Origin of the sequence: Klebsiella sp. H-Nf2, assembly GCF_002806645.1 — a bacterium.
In the GTDB taxonomy this organism is placed as follows: domain Bacteria; phylum Pseudomonadota; class Gammaproteobacteria; order Enterobacterales; family Enterobacteriaceae; genus Klebsiella; species Klebsiella variicola.
The window spans coordinates 108285-124568 of the sequence record NZ_PIBL01000008.1 but is presented as its reverse complement, the minus strand read 5'-3'; the positions used below and the strand labels follow the sequence as shown (position 1 = coordinate 124568).

The following is a 16284-nucleotide window of genomic DNA, read 5'->3' as shown; positions in this document are numbered from 1 at the left end:
TATCCGGTCCATCAGGAGGAAACATGGATCACCGTTTACTTGAAATCATCGCCTGCCCGGTCTGTAACGGTAAGCTGTATTACAGTCAGGATAAGCAAGAACTTATTTGCAAACTTGATAGTCTGGCGTTTCCGCTGCGCGATGGTATCCCTGTGCTGCTGGAGACAGAGGCGCGTCCGCTGGCGGTAGAAGAGAGTCACTCATGAGTTTCGTGGTTATTATTCCTGCGCGTTTCGCCTCCACGCGCCTGCCGGGAAAACCACTGCAGGACATTAATGGCAAGCCGATGATTGTTCATGTGCTGGAGCGCGCGCGCGAGTCCGGGGCGGATCGGATCATTGTCGCCACCGATCATCCGGACGTGGCCAGCGCCGTTGAAGCGGCGGGTGGTGAAGTGTGCATGACCCGTGCCGATCACCAGTCCGGCACCGAACGGCTGGCGGAAGTGGTGGAGAAGTGCGCATTCAGCGATGACACTATCATCGTCAATATTCAGGGCGATGAGCCGATGATCCCCCCGGCAATCGTCCGCCAGGTGGCCGAGAATCTGGCGTCCAGCGCCTGCGGAATGGCGACGCTGGCGGTGCCGATCCACGACGCGGAAGAGGCGTTTAATCCGAATGCGGTCAAAGTGGTGATGGATGCCCAGGGCTATGCGCTCTATTTTTCACGCGCCACCATTCCGTGGGATCGCGATCGCTTTGCCCACTCCCGGGACGCTATCGGTGATTCCCTGCTGCGTCATATCGGCATTTATGGCTACCGCGCCGGCTTTATTCGCCGCTATGTCAGCTGGGCGCCGAGCCCGCTGGAGCAGATTGAAATGCTCGAGCAGCTGCGGGTCCTGTGGTATGGTGAGAAAATCCATGTTGCCGTTGCAGCAGAAGTACCAGGCACCGGCGTCGATACCCCGGAAGATCTGGAGCGCGTCCGCGCTGAGCTGCGTTAATCCCCTGTCCCCTCCTTACAGGGGGGGGATATCCCCGCCGGTTTTTCGCTTTTTTTACCCCTTTTTGATCTTATTCGATGACAACCCAGGTGCGGGCGCTCATTATGAAACCAGTAGTGTTCATAGGGGTAATCGACAATGGAACAGTTGCGAACCGAACTCAGTCACCTGCTTGGCGAAAAGCTGAGCCGGGTGGAGTGTATCAGTGAAAAAGCCGCTACGGCGCTGTGGTCCCTGTATGATGCGCAGGGAAACCCGATGCCGCTGCTGGCGCGCAGTTTCACCACGCCCGGTGTGGCGCGGCAACTGGCATGGAAGATCTCCACTCTCGCGCGCAGTGGTACAGTGCGCATGCCGGTGGTTTACGGCGTGATGACGCATGAAGAGCATCCCGGGCCGGATGTGCTGCTGCTTGAGCGCCTGCGCGGTGTTCCGGTGGAGGCCCCCACGCGTACGCCGGCCCGCTGGGAGCAACTGCAGGAGCAAATCGTCGAGGCGCTGCTCGCCTGGCATCGTCAGGACAGCGGCGGTTGCGTAGGGATGGTCGACAATACCCAGGACAATCTGTGGTCGAACTGGTACCGCCAGCGGGTAGAGATGCTGTGGAGCACTCTGAACCTGTATCAGGATACCGGCCTGACGATGCAGGATAAGCGCATTTTGTTTCGCTCCCGCGAGTGCCTTCCAGAGCTGTTCCGCGATTTCAATGACAATGCCGTGCTGGTACACGGCAATTTCACCCTGCGCAGTATGCTGAAAGACCCACGCAGCGATCAGCTGCTGGCGATGGTGGGGCCGGGGATGATGCTATGGGCGCCACGCGAGTATGAACTGTTCCGCCTTGCAGAAGGCGGTCAGGCCGAGCAGCTGCTGTGGCGCTACCTGCAGCAGGCGCCGGTTTCAGAAGCCTTTGTCTGGCGGCGCTGGCTCTATCTGCTGTGGGATGAGGTGGATAGCCTGGTCAATACCGGGCGCTTTGATCGCACCCGTTTCGACCTCGCAAAAAAATCACTCCTGCCCTGGCTCGCCTGAGCCACCTTTCAGCCATTGCCAGACGCGACCGAGGGTTTCATAGCCGACCCGGTCGCTGTGCATCAGCCATACCGGGGAGGGGATGGCTCGCTCCCACGGATTAAGCGGCGAGGTCACCGCTAACTGATTTGCCGGCGCGGGCAGGGGATCCAGACCGGCATGACGAAAGAAAATCATCGCCCGTGGCAGGTGTGACGCCGAAGTGACCAGCAGGAAGGGGGCATCGCCGATGGCGCGCTTCACCGCCTGCGCTTCCTCTTCTGTATCTTTCGGCCGATCGAGCACAATGATATCGCTGCGCGGTACGCCGAGGCTCTCGGCCACTCTCGCCCCAGCTTCTGCCGTGCTGACGGGATTCGTTTTTGCCGCCGCGCCAGTGAAGATCATTTTCGACCCGGGATGCTCATGCCAAAGGCGGATACCCTCCGTCAGGCGCGGCAGGCTGTTATTGATAAGATTAGAGCTTGGCGCCCACTCTGGATTCCAGGTATAGCCGCCGCCCAACACCACCACGTAGCTCACCGGCTGCTCGCCGCGCCAGGTGGGGTAGCTATCTTCAATCGGTTTCAACAGGCTGTCGGCGACGGGCTGCAGGCTCAGCAGCGCCAGCAGCAACCAGCCGAGGCTCACGCATAGCTTTCCGGTACGTTGAAAGCGGCTGAACCATAACAGCGCGATCCCGATCCCGATCAGCAACAGCAGGGCGGGAAGCGGCAACAGCAGACCGCCGACGATCTTTTTTAGCGTGAAAAGCATGCCAGATGGTTCCTTTTTTAACCATATAACCAAAGTTATGTTCGGATCTTATAACAGATCGCTTCATTCTCGGCGTGGGTATGACAAAATAGCGGTTTTGTGTTGGCTTGTGGAGTCGCCCGTGCAGGATCGCAATTTCGATGACATTGCTGAAAAGTTTTCGCGCAATATTTACGGCACCACAAAAGGTCAGCTGCGCCAGGCGATCCTCTGGCAGGATCTGGAACCGCTGCTGGCGCATCTGGGGCCGGGACCGCTGAGGGTACTGGATGCCGGCGGCGGCGAAGGGCAAACGGCCATTAAAGTGGCGCAACTGGGCCATCACGTGACGCTGTGCGATCTCTCCGCTGAAATGGTGGCGCGCGCCCGCCAGGCGGCCGTCGATAAAGGTGTGATCGACAACATGCATTTTGTACAATGCGCGGCTCAGGATATTGCGCAGCATTTGGAAAGCCCGGTTGATCTGGTACTGTTTCATGCGGTACTGGAGTGGGTGGCGGAGCCCCAGGAGGTGCTGCGTACGCTGTGGTCGACGCTGCGTCCTGGCGGTGGGCTGTCGTTGATGTTCTACAATGCTAACGGCCTGCTGATGCACAATATGGTGGCCGGTAATTTCGATTACGTACAATTGGGCATGCCAAAAAAGAAAAAACGCACGCTGTCGCCGGATTATCCGCGTGAGCCGCAGCAGGTTTATCACTGGCTGGAAGAGATTGGCTGGCAGATTGTCAGCAAAACCGGCGTGCGGGTGTTTCATGATTATCTGCGTGAAAAACGCCAACAGCATGACAGCTATGCGGCACTACTGGAGCTGGAAACGCGCTACTGTCGTCAGGAGCCGTATCTCAGCCTGGGCCGTTATATTCATGTCACCGCGCTTAAGAGCTAGGCTCATAGCCGCAGATGCAAGGATAAAGTATGAGTGAATTTTCCCAGACAGTCCCCGAACTGGTTGCCTGGGCCAGGAAAAATGATTTTTCTATCTCGCTGCCGGTCGACAGACTCTCTTTTCTGCTGGCGGTCGCCACGCTGAACGGCGAACGGCTGGAAGGGGAAATGAGCGAGGGAGAACTGGTGGATGCGTTCCGCCACGTCAGTGATGCGTTTGAGCAGACCAGCGAAACCATCAGCCAGCGCGCCAATAATGCGATCAACGATTTGGTGCGCCAGCGTCTGCTGAACCGCTTTACCAGCGAAATTACCGAAGGCAATGCGATCTATCGCCTGACGCCGTTGGGGATCGGGATCACCGATTACTATATCCGTCAGCGTGAATTCTCGACGCTGCGTCTCTCGATGCAGCTGTCGATCGTCGCCGGCGAGCTGAAGCGCGCGGCGGATGCCGCAGAAGAGGGCGGAGATGAGTTCCACTGGCATCGCAATGTTTTCGCTCCGCTGAAATATTCCGTGGCAGAAATTTTCGACAGCATTGACCTGACGCAGCGCATTATGGATGAGCAGCAGCAGCTGGTGAAAGACGATATCGCGCAGCTGTTAAATAAAGACTGGCGCGCGGCGATTTCCAGCTGTGAACTGCTGCTGTCGGAAACCTCTGGCACGCTGCGTGAACTGCAGGATACGCTGGATGCGGCGGGGGATAAACTGCAGGCGAATCTGCTGCGCATCCAGGATTCGACCATGGCGCGCGACGATTTGCATTTTGTCGACCGGCTGGTATTCGACCTGCAAAGCAAGCTCGATCGCATCGTCAGCTGGGGTCAACAGGCGATTGACCTGTGGATCGGCTACGACCGCCACGTGCACAAGTTTATCCGTACCGCTATCGATATGGATAAGAACCGCGTCTTCGCCCAGCGTCTGCGCCAGTCGGTACAGACCTATTTTGATGAGCCGTGGGCGCTGACTTACGCCAACGCCGACCGTCTGCTGGATATGCGCGATGAAGAGATGGCGCTGCGCGATGAAGAGGTCACCGGCGAACTGCCGGCGGATCTCGAATTTGAAGAGTTTAACGAAATTCGCGAGCAGCTGGCGGCGCTAATTGAAGCGCAACTGGCGGTCTATAAAGAGAAGGGAATACCGCTGGACCTCGGCCTGGTGGCGCGGGAGTTCCTGGCGCAGTATCCGCGCGGGCGTCACTTCGACGTGGCGCGGATCGTCGTGGATCAGGCGGTACAGCTGGGCGTCGCCCAGGCAGATTTCACCGGACTGCCGGCAAAATGGCAGCCGATTAATGATTACGGAGCCAAGGTACAGGCGCATGTCATTGACAAATATTGAACAAGTGATGCCGGTTAAGCTGGCGCAGGCGTTGGCCAATCCGTTATTTCCGGCGCTGGACAGCGCCCTGCGCGCGGGCCGTCATATCGGTCTCGACGAGCTGGATAATCACGCATTTTTGATGGATTTCCAGGATTACCTGGAAGAATTTTACGCTCGCTATAACGTCGAGTTGATCCGCGCACCGGAAGGGTTCTTCTATCTGCGCCCGCGCTCCACCACGCTGATTTCGCGCTCGGTGCTGTCGGAGCTGGATATGATGGTGGGCAAAATTCTTTGCTATCTCTATCTCAGCCCGGAGCGCCTGGCAAACGAAGGGATTTTCACCCAGCAGGAGCTCTATGACGAACTGCTGACCCTGGCGGATGAATCCAGGCTGCTGAAGCTGGTGAACAATCGTTCCACCGGTTCGGATCTGGACCGCCAGAAGCTGCAGGAAAAAATGCGCGCGTCGCTAAACCGCCTGCGCCGTCTGGGGATGGTGTGGTTTATGGGCCATGACAGCAGCAAGTTTCGCATTACCGAATCGGTATTCCGCTTTGGCGCCGATGTGCGCGCCGGCGACGACCCGCGCGAGGCGCAGCGCCGCCTGATCCGTGACGGGGAAGCGATGGCCCTGGAAAATCACCTGCAGCTCAATGATGAGAATGAAGAAAACCAGCCGGATAGCGGGGAGGAAGAGTAATGATTGAACGCGGTAAGTTTCGCTCGCTAACGCTGGTTAACTGGAACGGTTTCTTTGCCCGGACCTTTGATCTTGATGAACTGGTGACCACCCTCTCCGGGGGGAACGGTGCGGGTAAGTCCACGACCATGGCGGCTTTCGTCACGGCGCTGATCCCGGATTTAACCCTGTTGCACTTCCGTAACACCACCGAAGCGGGCGCCACCAGCGGTTCGCGCGATAAAGGCCTGCACGGTAAGCTGCGTGCCGGGGTGTGTTACTCGGTACTCGACGTGATCAACTCTCGCCACCAGCGCGTGGTAGTCGGTGTGCGCCTGCAGCAGGTCGCCGGGCGCGACCGTAAAGTCGACATCAAGCCTTTTGCCATCCAGGGGCTGCCCACCTCGATCCAACCGACCCAGTTGTTGACCGAGACGCTCAACGATCGTCAGGCGCGCGTGGTAAGCCTCAATGAGCTGAAAGACAAGCTCGAGGCGATGGAAGGGGTTCAGTTCAAGCAGTTCAACTCGATCACCGAATATCACTCGTTGATGTTCGATCTGGGCGTGGTGGCGCGTCGTCTGCGTTCCGCCTCCGATCGTAGCAAATACTACCGCCTGATTGAGGCCTCGCTGTACGGCGGGATCTCCAGCACCATTACCCGCTCGCTGCGCGACTACCTGCTGCCGGAAAACAGCGGCGTGCGTAAAGCGTTCCAGGATATGGAAGCGGCGCTGCGGGAAAACCGCATGACGCTGGAAGCCATTCGCGTTACCCAGTCCGACCGCGATCTGTTTAAACACCTGATCAGCGAAGCCACCAACTACGTGGCGGCGGACTATATGCGTCACGCCAACGAGCGGCGCATTCACCTGGATAAGGCGCTGGAGTATCGTCGCGATCTCTTTGCCTCGCGTTCGCAACTGGCGGCCGAGCAGTATAAGCACGTCGAGATGGCGCGTGAGCTGCAGGAGCACAACGGCGCGGAAGGCGATCTGGAAGCCGATTACCAGGCCGCCAGCGATCACCTGAACCTGGTACAGACCGCTCTGCGTCAGCAGGAAAAAATTGAGCGTTACGAAGCGGATCTCGACGAGCTGCAGATCCGTCTGGAAGAGCAGAATGAAGTGGTGGCGGAAGCCGCCGACCAGCAGGAAGAGAACGAAGCCCGCGCTGAAGCCGCCGAGCTGGAAGTGGATGAGCTGAAAAACCAGCTCGCCGACTATCAGCAGGCGCTCGACGTCCAGCAGACCCGCGCCATTCAGTATAACCAGGCGCTGCAGGCGCTGGAGCGCGCGAAGACGCTGTGCCATCTGCCGGATCTGACGCCAGAGAGCGCCGACGAGTGGCTGGAAACCTTCCAGGCGAAAGAGCAGGAAGCGACGGAGAAAATGCTGTCGCTGGAACAGAAAATGAGCGTGGCGCAAACCGCGCACAGCCAGTTCGAACAGGCGTACCAGCTGGTGGCGGCGATTAACGGCCCGCTGGCGCGTAATGAAGCCTGGGACGTGGCGCGCGAATTGCTGCGCGACGGCGTTAACCAGCGCCATCATGCCGAGCAGGCGCAGGGGCTGCGCAGCCGTCTCAACGAGCTGGAGCAGCGTCTGCGCGAGCAGCAGGACGCCGAGCGTCAGCTGGCTGAGTTCTGCAAACGCCAGGGCAAACGCTACGATATCGACGATCTGGAAACGCTGCATCAGGAGCTGGAAGCGCGCATCGCGTCGCTGGCCGACAGCGTCTCTAACGCTCAGGAACAGCGCATGACCCTGCGTCAGGAGCTGGAGCAATTGCAGTCGCGCACCCAGACGCTGATGCGTCGGGCGCCGATCTGGCTGGCGGCGCAGAACAGCCTCAACCAGCTGTGCGAGCAGAGCGGCGAACAGTTTGAGTCCGGCCAGGAGGTCACCGAATACCTGCAGCAGCTGCTGGAGCGTGAGCGCGAGGCTATCGTTGAACGTGACGAGGTCGGCGCCCGCAAGCGGGCCATCGACGAAGAGATCGAGCGTCTCAGCCAGCCGGGCGGCTCTGAAGATCCGCGTCTGAACGCGCTGGCGGAGCGCTTTGGCGGCGTCCTGTTGTCGGAAATTTATGACGACGTTAGCCTCGAAGATGCGCCGTACTTCTCCGCGCTGTATGGCCCGTCGCGCCATGCGATCGTGGTGCCGGATCTGTCGCAGGTGGCGGAGCAGCTCGAAGGGCTGGAAGATTGTCCGGAAGATCTGTATCTGATCGAAGGCGATCCGCAGTCCTTCGATGACAGCGTATTCAGCGTCGACGAGCTGGAAAAAGCGGTGGTGGTGAAGATTGCCGACCGCCAGTGGCGTTATTCACGTTTCCCGACGCTGCCGCTGTTTGGTCGCGCGGCACGCGAAAACCGCATCGAAACGCTGCATGCTGAGCGTGAGAGCCTCTCCGAGCGTTTCGCGACCCTGTCGTTCGACGTGCAGAAAACCCAGCGTCTGCACCAGGCTTTCAGCCGCTTCATTGGCAGCCATCTGGCGGTCGCTTTCGAGGACGATCCGGAAGAAGAGATCCGCAAACTCAACAGCCGCCGCGGCGAGCTGGAGCGCGCGCTGAACGCCCATGAGAGCGATAACCAACAGAACCGCGTGCAGTATGAGCAGGCGAAAGAGGGCGTTTCTGCGCTCAACCGCCTGCTGCCGCGCCTGAACCTGCTGGCGGATGATACGCTGGCCGACCGCGTGGACGAGATCCAGGAACGTCTGGACGAAGCGCAGGAGGCGGCGCGCTTTATTCAGCAGCATGGCAATCAGCTGGCGAAGCTGGAGCCGATCGTCTCGGTATTGCAGAGCGATCCGGAGCAGTTTGAGCAGCTGAAAGAAGATTACGCCTATGCGCAGCAAACCCAGCGCGATGCGCGTCAGCAGGCCTTCGCGCTGGCGGAAGTCGTGCAGCGCCGGGCCCACTTCAGCTACTCCGATTCGGCGGAGATGCTCAGTGGCAACAGCGATCTCAACGAGAAGCTGCGCCAGCGTCTGCAACACGCGGAGTCCGAGCGTAGCCGCGCGCGCGAAGCGATGCGAAGCCATGTTGCGCAGTTGAACCAGTACAACCAGGTGCTGGCGTCGCTGAAGAGCTCGTATGACACCAAAAAAGAGCTGCTCAACGACCTGTATAAAGAGCTGCAGGATATCGGCGTGCGCGCCGACGCCGGGGCGGAAGAGCGTGCGCGTGCGCGTCGTGACGAGCTGCACATGCAGCTGAGCAACAACCGCTCCCGCCGCAATCAGCTGGAGAAAGCGTTGACCTTCTGCGAAGCGGAAATGGACAACCTGACCCGTAAACTGCGCAAGCTGGAGCGTGATTACTGCGAAATGCGTGAGCAGGTCGTCAGCGCCAAGGCGGGCTGGTGTGCGGTGATGCGTCTGGTGAAAGACAACGGCGTGGAACGTCGTCTGCACCGCCGCGAGCTGGCTTATCTCTCTGCCGATGAGCTGCGTTCGATGTCGGATAAGGCGCTGGGCGCGCTGCGTCTGGCGGTTTCCGATAACGAGCACCTGCGTGACGTGCTGCGTATTTCGGAAGATCCGAAACGTCCGGAGCGCAAAATCCAGTTCTTCGTCGCCGTCTATCAGCATCTGCGTGAGCGTATCCGTCAGGATATTATTCGTACCGATGACCCGGTGGAAGCGATCGAGCAGATGGAGATCGAGCTCAGTCGTCTGACCGAAGAGCTGACCAACCGCGAACAGAAACTGGCGATCAGTTCCCGCAGCGTGGCGAACATTATTCGCAAAACCATTCAGCGTGAGCAGAACCGTATCCGGATGCTCAACCAGGGGCTGCAGAGCGTCTCGTTCGGCCAGGTTAACAGCGTGCGTCTGAACGTTAACGTGCGTGAGACCCACTCGACGCTGCTCGATGTGCTGTCTGAACAGCATGAGCAGCATCAGGATCTGTTCAACAGCAATCGCCTGACCTTCTCGGAAGCGCTGGCCAAGCTGTATCAGCGCCTCAACCCGCAGATCGATATGGGGCAGCGCACGCCGCAAACCATCGGCGAAGAACTGCTCGACTACCGCAACTATCTGGAGATGGAAGTGGAAGTTAACCGCGGCTCCGACGGCTGGCTGCGCGCCGAGTCCGGCGCGCTGTCCACCGGGGAAGCGATCGGTACCGGGATGTCGATTCTGGTAATGGTGGTGCAGAGCTGGGAAGATGAATCCCGTCGTCTGCGCGGCAAGGACATCTCGCCATGTCGTCTGCTGTTCCTCGATGAAGCGGCGCGTCTCGATGCCCGCTCTATCGCCACGCTGTTCGAACTGTGCGAACGTCTGGAGATGCAGCTGATTATCGCGGCGCCAGAGAACATCAGTCCGGAAAAAGGCACTACCTATAAACTGGTGCGTAAAGTGTTCAATAATCATGAACATGTGCACGTGGTCGGGTTGCGCGGTTTTGCCGCGCCGGTGCCGGAAGCCCTGCCGGGGACGGCCGACGCCTCCTGAGGCTGCGGCTAAATCCTGGTGCGTAAGCGGTGAAAAGGGCAACGTTAAGTTGCCCTTTTTGCTATCCAGCCCGGTATGCCAGAGTGGTATAATCTTTAAGCTTCTTTACATTAGGTAAGGCAAAAGCCTTTTGGTCTTTATATACTGAGAAAAAGCCCACTAATTTGTGGGCGGCAATGTGTGACAACAGGGGGCAAGGGATGTTGCTAAAGAAACGGTATGGTCGTCCATTGTCAGCGCTCAGCCTGAGCCTGGCACTGGCATTTGCTCCGCTGTTCAATGTCCAGGCCGCAGAGCCTGAAGTCGTACCCGGTGATAGCTCCGCTACACCTGGAGAGCTTTCCGTCGCGCTGACGCAAAGCGATGGGCAATCGCCGGCGGTCGCGAAGCTAGCCGGTGAGCAGCCGCTGTCGATGGAGGCCGCGGCGAACAGTCGCGCCCAGATCGAAGCGCTGTTGCCGGCAGGGTACAAACCTGTCTTTATGAATCCGCTGGTATCGCTGTACGCCGCCAGGGATATGAAACCGATGTGGGAAAACCGCGAGGCGGTGCAGGCGTTCCAGCAGCAGCTGGCGGAGATCGCCATCGCCGGTTTTCAGCCGCAGTTTACCACCTGGGTCAGCCTGCTGACCGATCCCGCTGTCAGCGGCATGGCGCGCGATGTGGTGTTGTCGGATGCCATGATGGGCTACCTGCATTTTATCAGTGGTATCCCCACCCAGGGCACTCGCTGGTTGTACGGTTCGACACCGTACAAAATGGCGACCCTACCGTTGTCGGTAATTAACCAGTGGCAGCTGGCGCTGGACAATGGTTCCCTGCCGGCGTTTATCGCCGGCCTGGCGCCGCATCATCCACAGTATGAGACCATGCACCAGTCGCTGCTGGCGCTGGTGGCTGATTCTCGCCCGTGGCCGCAGCTAACCGGCAGCGGCTCGCTGCGCCCCGGTGAATGGAGCAATGATATCGGTGCCCTGCGCGAGATCCTCCAGCGTACCGGGATGCTGGAAAATACGGCCGATATCGTTCTGCCCGGCGATGTGGTCAGCCCGTCGGCGAAGAAAAAGAGCAAATCGGCTGCGGCCCGCGGCGTGTACGATCGCCAGCTGGTGGAGGGCGTGAAGCGCTTCCAGGCCATGCAGGGGCTGGGGGCGGATGGCGTCATTGGCCAGTCCACCCGTGACTGGCTCAACGTCTCCTCCGCGCAGCGTGCGGGGGTGCTGGCCCTGAATATTCAGCGTTTACGCCTGCTGCCGGGCAAACTCTCGACCGGCATTATGGTGAATATTCCCGCTTTCTCGCTGGTCTATTACCAGGATGGCAGCCAGGTGCTGGCCTCGCGGGTGATCGTGGGGCGTCCGGACCGCAAAACGCCGATGATGAGCAGCGCGTTGAATAACGTGGTGGTCAATCCGCCGTGGAATGTGCCGCCGACGCTGGCGCGCAAAGATATCCTGCCGAAGGTGCGGAATAACCCAGGCTATCTGGAACAACATGGCTACACCATGATGCGCGGCTGGAACAGTAAAGAGTCGATTGATCCTTACCGGGTCGACTGGTCGACCATCACCGAGAATAATTTACCGTTCCGTTTTCAGCAGGCGCCGGGGGCGCGTAACTCACTGGGCCGCTACAAGTTTAATATGCCGAGTTCGGATGCTATCTATCTGCACGATACGCCAAACCATAATCTGTTCCAGAAAGATGTTCGTGCGCTCAGCTCCGGCTGCGTACGCGTCAATAAGGCCTCGGAGCTGGCCAATATGCTGCTGCAGGATGCGGGCTGGAACGACACGCGTATTTCCGATGCCCTGAAGCAAGGGGATACGCGCTATGTCAATATTCGGCAAAATATACCGGTGAATTTATATTACTTAACGGCTTTTGTAGATGCTGATGGACGTACACAATATCGAACAGATATTTACAATTACGATCTCACCGCGCGATCCAGTGCACAAATTCTGACGAAAGCTGAACAATTAATCAGGTAAATGAAGTAGTTCAATGGATTTTGTTGTCCTAGCACTGGGTAAAAAAGGGCGCTGCTCCTCTGCAGCGCCCGATTTTCCTGGGGTGAGGCTGCCTTGACGTTGGCAATAATGCCCGGTAAGGTGCCTTTCGTGCGCCAGAAGTGCATATACATATAATTCCGCTCAATGCGTAGCGCGGCCAGCGCGAACGCTCTCCTTTGCCGGGCTGCATCACGGTTGTGGCGAGCGATGGCGAGCTGGCGGTTAGCCTCGTGCGATGCGGAAAAAGTATATAACGATTCATTGACTGTAGACCTGATTATCATGGACAAATTTGACGCTAATCGCCGCAGATTGCTGGCGTTGGGTGGTGCTGCGCTGGGTGCTGCCGCCATTCTCCCTGCGCCGGCATTTGCCACCCTCTCGACCCCCCGCCCGCGTATTTTGACGCTGAATAACCTGCATACCGGTGAATCGCTCAAGGCGGAGTTTTTCGATGGCAGAGGCTATATTCAGGATGAATTAGCAAGACTTAATCATTTTTTCCGTGATTACCGCGCGAATAAAATTAAGTCCATCGATCCAAATCTGTTCGATCATCTTTATCGGTTGCAGGGATTGCTTGGCACCAACAAACCTGTCCAGCTTATTTCTGGTTATCGTTCCCTCGATACCAATGATGAGCTTCGCGCACGAAGCCGTGGTGTGGCAAAACACAGCTATCACACCAAGGGGCAGGCAATGGATTTCCATATTGAAGGTATTTCGTTAAGCAATATTCGCAAAGCGGCGTTATCTATGCGCGCAGGTGGTGTAGGATATTACCCACGTAGTAACTTTGTGCATATTGATACCGGTCCCGTAAGGCACTGGTAACGAAAGGAGCGTCATGAACTATCGTATTATTCCGGTTACCGCGTTCGCGCAGAACTGTTCTCTCATCTGGTGCGAACAAACCCGCTTGGCGGCGCTGGTCGATCCTGGCGGCGATGCTGAACGTATCAAAGCGGTGGTGGCGGAGGCGGGCGTCACGCTGATGCAGATCCTGCTGACGCATGGCCATCTCGATCACGTCGGCGCCGCTGCGGAACTGGCGCAGCATTATGGCGTACCGGTTATTGGTCCGGAAAAAGAAGATGAGTTCTGGCTGGAAGGATTACCGGCGCAAAGCCGGATGTTCGGCCTGGAGGATTGCCAGCCGCTGCGTCCGGATCGCTGGCTCAATGAAGGCGATGTGGTCAATGTAGGGAATGTGGCGCTGCAGGTGTTCCACTGCCCGGGCCATACGCCGGGTCACGTGGTCTTCTTTGATGACGCATCCCGATTACTCATTTCCGGGGACGTGATTTTTAAAGGCGGGGTGGGGCGTAGCGATTTTCCACGCGGCGACCATGGACAGCTGATTGCGGCCATTAAAGATAAGCTGTTGCCGCTGGGCGATGACGTGACCTTTATTCCCGGCCATGGTCCACTGTCGACGCTGGGTGAGGAACGCCGTAACAACCCGTTCCTGCAGGATGAGATGCCGGTCTGGTGACAGACATGACGCGAACACATAAAAAAGGCCGCATTCGCGGCCTTTTTCTTTTATCTCGCTTAGAGCACTCTGTCGCTTACAGTACCGCGACGATGGCTTCGCACAGCGGCGCCATATTGTCGGGCGTCATCCCGGCCACGTTGATACGTCCGGATGCAACCGCATAAATGGCGAACTCTTCGCGCAGACGCAGCACCTGCTCTTTGCTCAGCCCGCTGAACGAGAACATGCCGTTCTGCTTGCTGATAAAGCTGAAGTCGCGGCTCGCGCCTTTCTCCTGCAGGGTGTTGACGAACAGCAGGCGCATACGCTGGATGCGCTGGCGCATATCGGTCAGTTCCTGTTCCCAAATCGCTCGCAGCGCATCGTTGCTCAGAATGGTGGCGACCACGGAGGCGCCATGCGCAGGCGGGTTGGAGTAGTTGGCACGGATCACCGATTTCATCTGACTGAACGCGCGGTCCACGGTCTCCTGATCGGCGGCGACCAGCGTACAGGCGCCAACGCGCTCGTTGTACAGGCCAAAGTTTTTCGAGTAGGAGCTGGCGACCAGCAGCTCTTTGTGCAGCGCAGCAAAGGCGCGCAGCCCTTCAGCATCTTCTTCCAGACCGCGGGCGAAGCCCTGGTAGGCGAAATCAAACAGCGGGAGCCAGCCTTTTTCCACTGACAACTGCGCCAGCTGCTGCCACTGGTCGAGCGTCGGATCGATACCGGTCGGGTTGTGGCAGCAGCCGTGGAACAGCACCACGTCGCCTGCCTGCGCTTCGTTCAGACTGGCCAGCAGACCATCAAAGTCCAGCGCATGGTTAGCAGCGTCGTAGTAGGTATATTCGCGTACTTCCAGGCCGGCAGAGTTAAATACGCTTTTATGGTTCGGCCAGCTTGGGTTGCTCACCCACACGCGTTTTACGTCGGTGTTTTTGGCGAGGAAGTCAGCCGCGACACGCAGAGCGCCAGTACCGCCTGGGGTCTGCGCAGTACGGGCGCGTTTATCAGCGATAATCGCATTGCCTTTACCGAACAGCAGCTCCTGGGTGCAGCGACCAAATTCAGGAATACCATCGATGCCCAGATAGTTTTTAGTCGTTTCATTTTCCAGCAGGTACTGCTCTGCTTTCTTGACGCTGGTCAGAACGGGTGTTTTACCGGTTTCATCCTTGTAAACACCAATTCCGAGGTTAATTTTTTCAGGGCGGTCATCGGCACGAAACAGATCGGCCAGACCTAAAATCGGGTCGGCTGGGGCGGCGGTGATGTTCTCAAACATGACGAGGTTCCATTGTGATTACTGAAGGGAAATTCGCTATCAGGTTAACGGGAGAATAACGAATTGCCAACCGTTTGCGACAAAAAGCGAGAAGGTTTTCGAAAGATACGATCTTTGCCTCACGAATACAGAAAAGCAGGACCGAAGTCCTGCTTTGAAGGCATATCACGAAGGGGTGTACTGCAGATTAGAACTGGTAAACGATACCCACGGCCGCCTGGTCGTCGGTGGCTACGCCAGCCTCACGCGTATAAGCGTTGTCGTCCAGTTGGTTGAACTTGTACGCCGCGTAGACGTTCATGTTCTTGTTGAAGTAGTACCAGGTACCCACTTCGACGTATTTAACCAGATCCGCATCGCCGCCGGAGAAGCCACCGCGTGCCTGCAGGTCTTTGCCTTTGGTCTGCACGTAGCCGATGGACGGACGCAGGCCGAAATCGAACTGATACTGTACGACAGCTTCGAAGTTCTGGGTTTTGCCAGCGAAGTAGTTACCTTGGTTTTCCGGAGTCATGTTGTAGGTCTGAGAGTACATGACCGCTGCGTAGACGTTGTTGGCGTCATATTTTGCAGAGGTTGCCCAGGCTTCGGCTTTGTCGCCATTGCCGTCAGCTTTCTGATCGACGCTACGGTTGGAGCCGGAGTAGCCTGCAGACAGCGCGATACCGTTGTCGAACGCATAGGTGGCCGCGGTGCTGAAGCCGTCGCCATTCTGTTTGTGGATCGAACGGTCGTGGTCATTTTTACCCTGGTACTGCAGCGCGAAGCTCAGGCCGTCAACCAGACCAAAGAAGTCAGAGTTACGGTAGGTTGCCACGCCGTTGGTACGGCCGGTCATGTAGTTGTCGGTGTAGTTCCAGCCGTCGCCGCCCCATTCAACCAGCATATCGGTTGCTGCTTCGACGTCGTAGATCGCGCCGTAGTTACGACCGTAGTCGAATGAACCGTATTCGCCCGCTTTCAGACCCGCGAACGCCAGACGGGTTTTCGTCGGCTGGGAACCTTCAACGTTGGACGCATCCATGTTGTATTCCCACTGGCCGTAACCGGTCAGCTGATCGTTGATCTGAGTTTCGCCTTTCAGGCCGATACGGGCATAGGTGGTATCGTCGCTGCTGGTGTCGCCATTGGTGGTCCAGACGTGCTCGCCGACCATTTTCCCGTAGAAGTCCAGTTTGTTGCCGTTTTTGTTATAGATTTCTGCAGCGTTGGCTGCACCGGCTACCAGCAGGGCAGGGATCACCACTGCCAGAATATTGCGCTTCATCATTATTTATTACCCTCATTAATATTTTTTATATGAACACGTGCCACTGCCGTCAATAAGTTCTGTCAATAAAAACTTACAGAACCATTGATGAGAGTTTGGTGTCTGAAGGCATCTTTCCATCCGCGA

General features: G+C 57.7%; 13 protein-coding genes. 10 read left to right on the top strand and 3 right to left on the bottom strand.

Features of this window, described 5'->3' with window-relative positions:
- Positions 1-23 precede the first annotated feature (23 nt).
- The 3 genes from ycaR to CWM58_RS19000 all read left to right on the top strand — a co-directional run bounded on the left by ycaR (position 24) and on the right by CWM58_RS19000 (position 1981).
- Complete coding sequence (gene ycaR, locus CWM58_RS19010) at positions 24-206, top strand: protein YcaR (protein ID WP_004201390.1); 183 nt, start codon at positions 24-26, stop codon at positions 204-206.
- Complete coding sequence (gene kdsB / locus CWM58_RS19005; RefSeq protein WP_100631478.1) at positions 203-949, top strand: 3-deoxy-manno-octulosonate cytidylyltransferase; 747 nt, start codon at positions 203-205, stop codon at positions 947-949. Before ycaR ends, kdsB begins: the two co-directional genes overlap by 4 nt.
- Positions 950-1087: 138 nt before the next feature.
- Positions 1088-1981, top strand: a complete 894-nt coding sequence (locus tag CWM58_RS19000; protein WP_100631479.1) for a YcbJ family phosphotransferase — start codon at positions 1088-1090, stop codon at positions 1979-1981.
- Here CWM58_RS19000 and elyC read toward each other — a convergent pair.
- The gene (elyC, locus tag CWM58_RS18995; RefSeq protein WP_061155173.1) at positions 1958-2737 is read right to left on the bottom strand and encodes an envelope biogenesis factor ElyC; all 780 of its coding nucleotides are present in this window, start codon (positions 2735-2737) and stop codon (positions 1958-1960) included. The two genes, CWM58_RS19000 and elyC, sit on opposite strands and share 24 nt — an antisense overlap.
- 121 nt (positions 2738-2858) lie before the next feature.
- On the opposite strand from elyC, the gene cmoM reads away from it, so the two are divergent.
- The 7 genes from cmoM to CWM58_RS18955 all read left to right on the top strand — a co-directional run bounded on the left by cmoM (position 2859) and on the right by CWM58_RS18955 (position 13621).
- Entirely contained in the window at positions 2859-3626 is a 768-nt protein-coding gene (gene cmoM / locus CWM58_RS18990) for a tRNA uridine 5-oxyacetic acid(34) methyltransferase CmoM (RefSeq protein ID WP_100681540.1), read from the top strand.
- 29 nt (positions 3627-3655) lie between these two features.
- Complete coding sequence (gene mukF / locus CWM58_RS18985) at positions 3656-4978, top strand: chromosome partition protein MukF (protein ID WP_008805866.1); 1323 nt, start codon at positions 3656-3658, stop codon at positions 4976-4978.
- The gene (gene mukE, locus CWM58_RS18980; RefSeq protein ID WP_004150840.1) at positions 4959-5663 is read left to right on the top strand and encodes a chromosome partition protein MukE; all 705 of its coding nucleotides are present in this window, start codon (positions 4959-4961) and stop codon (positions 5661-5663) included. Before mukF ends, mukE begins: the two co-directional genes overlap by 20 nt.
- Entirely contained in the window at positions 5663-10111 is a 4449-nt protein-coding gene (gene mukB, locus CWM58_RS18975; RefSeq protein ID WP_100681539.1) for a chromosome partition protein MukB, read from the top strand. The genes mukE and mukB overlap by 1 nt, the downstream gene beginning before the upstream one ends.
- A gap of 200 nt (positions 10112-10311) precedes the next feature.
- A complete protein-coding gene (ldtD, locus tag CWM58_RS18970; protein ID WP_100681538.1) occupies positions 10312-12105 on the top strand; it encodes a L,D-transpeptidase in 1794 nt (597 codons plus the stop codon).
- Between the two features lie 303 nt (positions 12106-12408).
- Entirely contained in the window at positions 12409-12960 is a 552-nt protein-coding gene (locus tag CWM58_RS18960; protein ID WP_004201403.1) for a YcbK family protein, read from the top strand.
- A gap of 13 nt (positions 12961-12973) precedes the next feature.
- Positions 12974-13621, top strand: coding sequence for an MBL fold metallo-hydrolase (locus CWM58_RS18955; RefSeq protein ID WP_061155170.1), 648 nt, complete (start codon positions 12974-12976; stop codon positions 13619-13621).
- A 76-nt stretch (positions 13622-13697) separates the two neighbouring features.
- Here the strand turns inward: CWM58_RS18955 and CWM58_RS18950 are convergent, their stop codons facing one another.
- Together CWM58_RS18950 and ompK35 are read right to left on the bottom strand one after the other, a co-directional pair.
- Positions 13698-14888, bottom strand: coding sequence for an amino acid aminotransferase (locus CWM58_RS18950; RefSeq protein WP_061155169.1), 1191 nt, complete (start codon positions 14886-14888; stop codon positions 13698-13700).
- Between the two features lie 187 nt (positions 14889-15075).
- Positions 15076-16158 (bottom strand): porin OmpK35, encoded by a 1083-nt coding sequence (gene ompK35 / locus CWM58_RS18945; protein WP_004201406.1) that lies wholly within the window; start codon positions 16156-16158, stop codon positions 15076-15078.
- Between the last annotated feature and the right edge of the window lie 126 nt (positions 16159-16284).

What these genes read in the sequence shown, in the direction of transcription:
- mukF (WP_008805866.1), top strand. Translation starts at nt 3,656, where the DNA reads ATGAGTGAATTTTCCCAGACAGTCCCCGAACTGGTTGCCTGGGCCAGG.
- mukB (WP_100681539.1), top strand. Translation starts at nt 5,663, where the DNA reads ATGATTGAACGCGGTAAGTTTCGCTCGCTAACGCTGGTTAACTGGAAC.
- ldtD (WP_100681538.1), top strand. Translation starts at nt 10,312, where the DNA reads ATGTTGCTAAAGAAACGGTATGGTCGTCCATTGTCAGCGCTCAGCCTG.
- CWM58_RS18960 (WP_004201403.1), top strand. Translation starts at nt 12,409, where the DNA reads ATGGACAAATTTGACGCTAATCGCCGCAGATTGCTGGCGTTGGGTGGT.
- CWM58_RS18950 (WP_061155169.1), bottom strand. Translation starts at nt 14,888, where the DNA reads ATGTTTGAGAACATCACCGCCGCCCCAGCCGACCCGATTTTAGGTCTG.
- CWM58_RS18955 (WP_061155170.1), top strand. Translation starts at nt 12,974, where the DNA reads ATGAACTATCGTATTATTCCGGTTACCGCGTTCGCGCAGAACTGTTCT.
- CWM58_RS19000 (WP_100631479.1), top strand. Translation starts at nt 1,088, where the DNA reads ATGGAACAGTTGCGAACCGAACTCAGTCACCTGCTTGGCGAAAAGCTG.
- kdsB (WP_100631478.1), top strand. Translation starts at nt 203, where the DNA reads ATGAGTTTCGTGGTTATTATTCCTGCGCGTTTCGCCTCCACGCGCCTG.
- elyC (WP_061155173.1), bottom strand. Translation starts at nt 2,737, where the DNA reads ATGCTTTTCACGCTAAAAAAGATCGTCGGCGGTCTGCTGTTGCCGCTT.
- mukE (WP_004150840.1), top strand. Translation starts at nt 4,959, where the DNA reads ATGTCATTGACAAATATTGAACAAGTGATGCCGGTTAAGCTGGCGCAG.
- ompK35 (WP_004201406.1), bottom strand. Translation starts at nt 16,158, where the DNA reads ATGATGAAGCGCAATATTCTGGCAGTGGTGATCCCTGCCCTGCTGGTA.
- ycaR (WP_004201390.1), top strand. Translation starts at nt 24, where the DNA reads ATGGATCACCGTTTACTTGAAATCATCGCCTGCCCGGTCTGTAACGGT.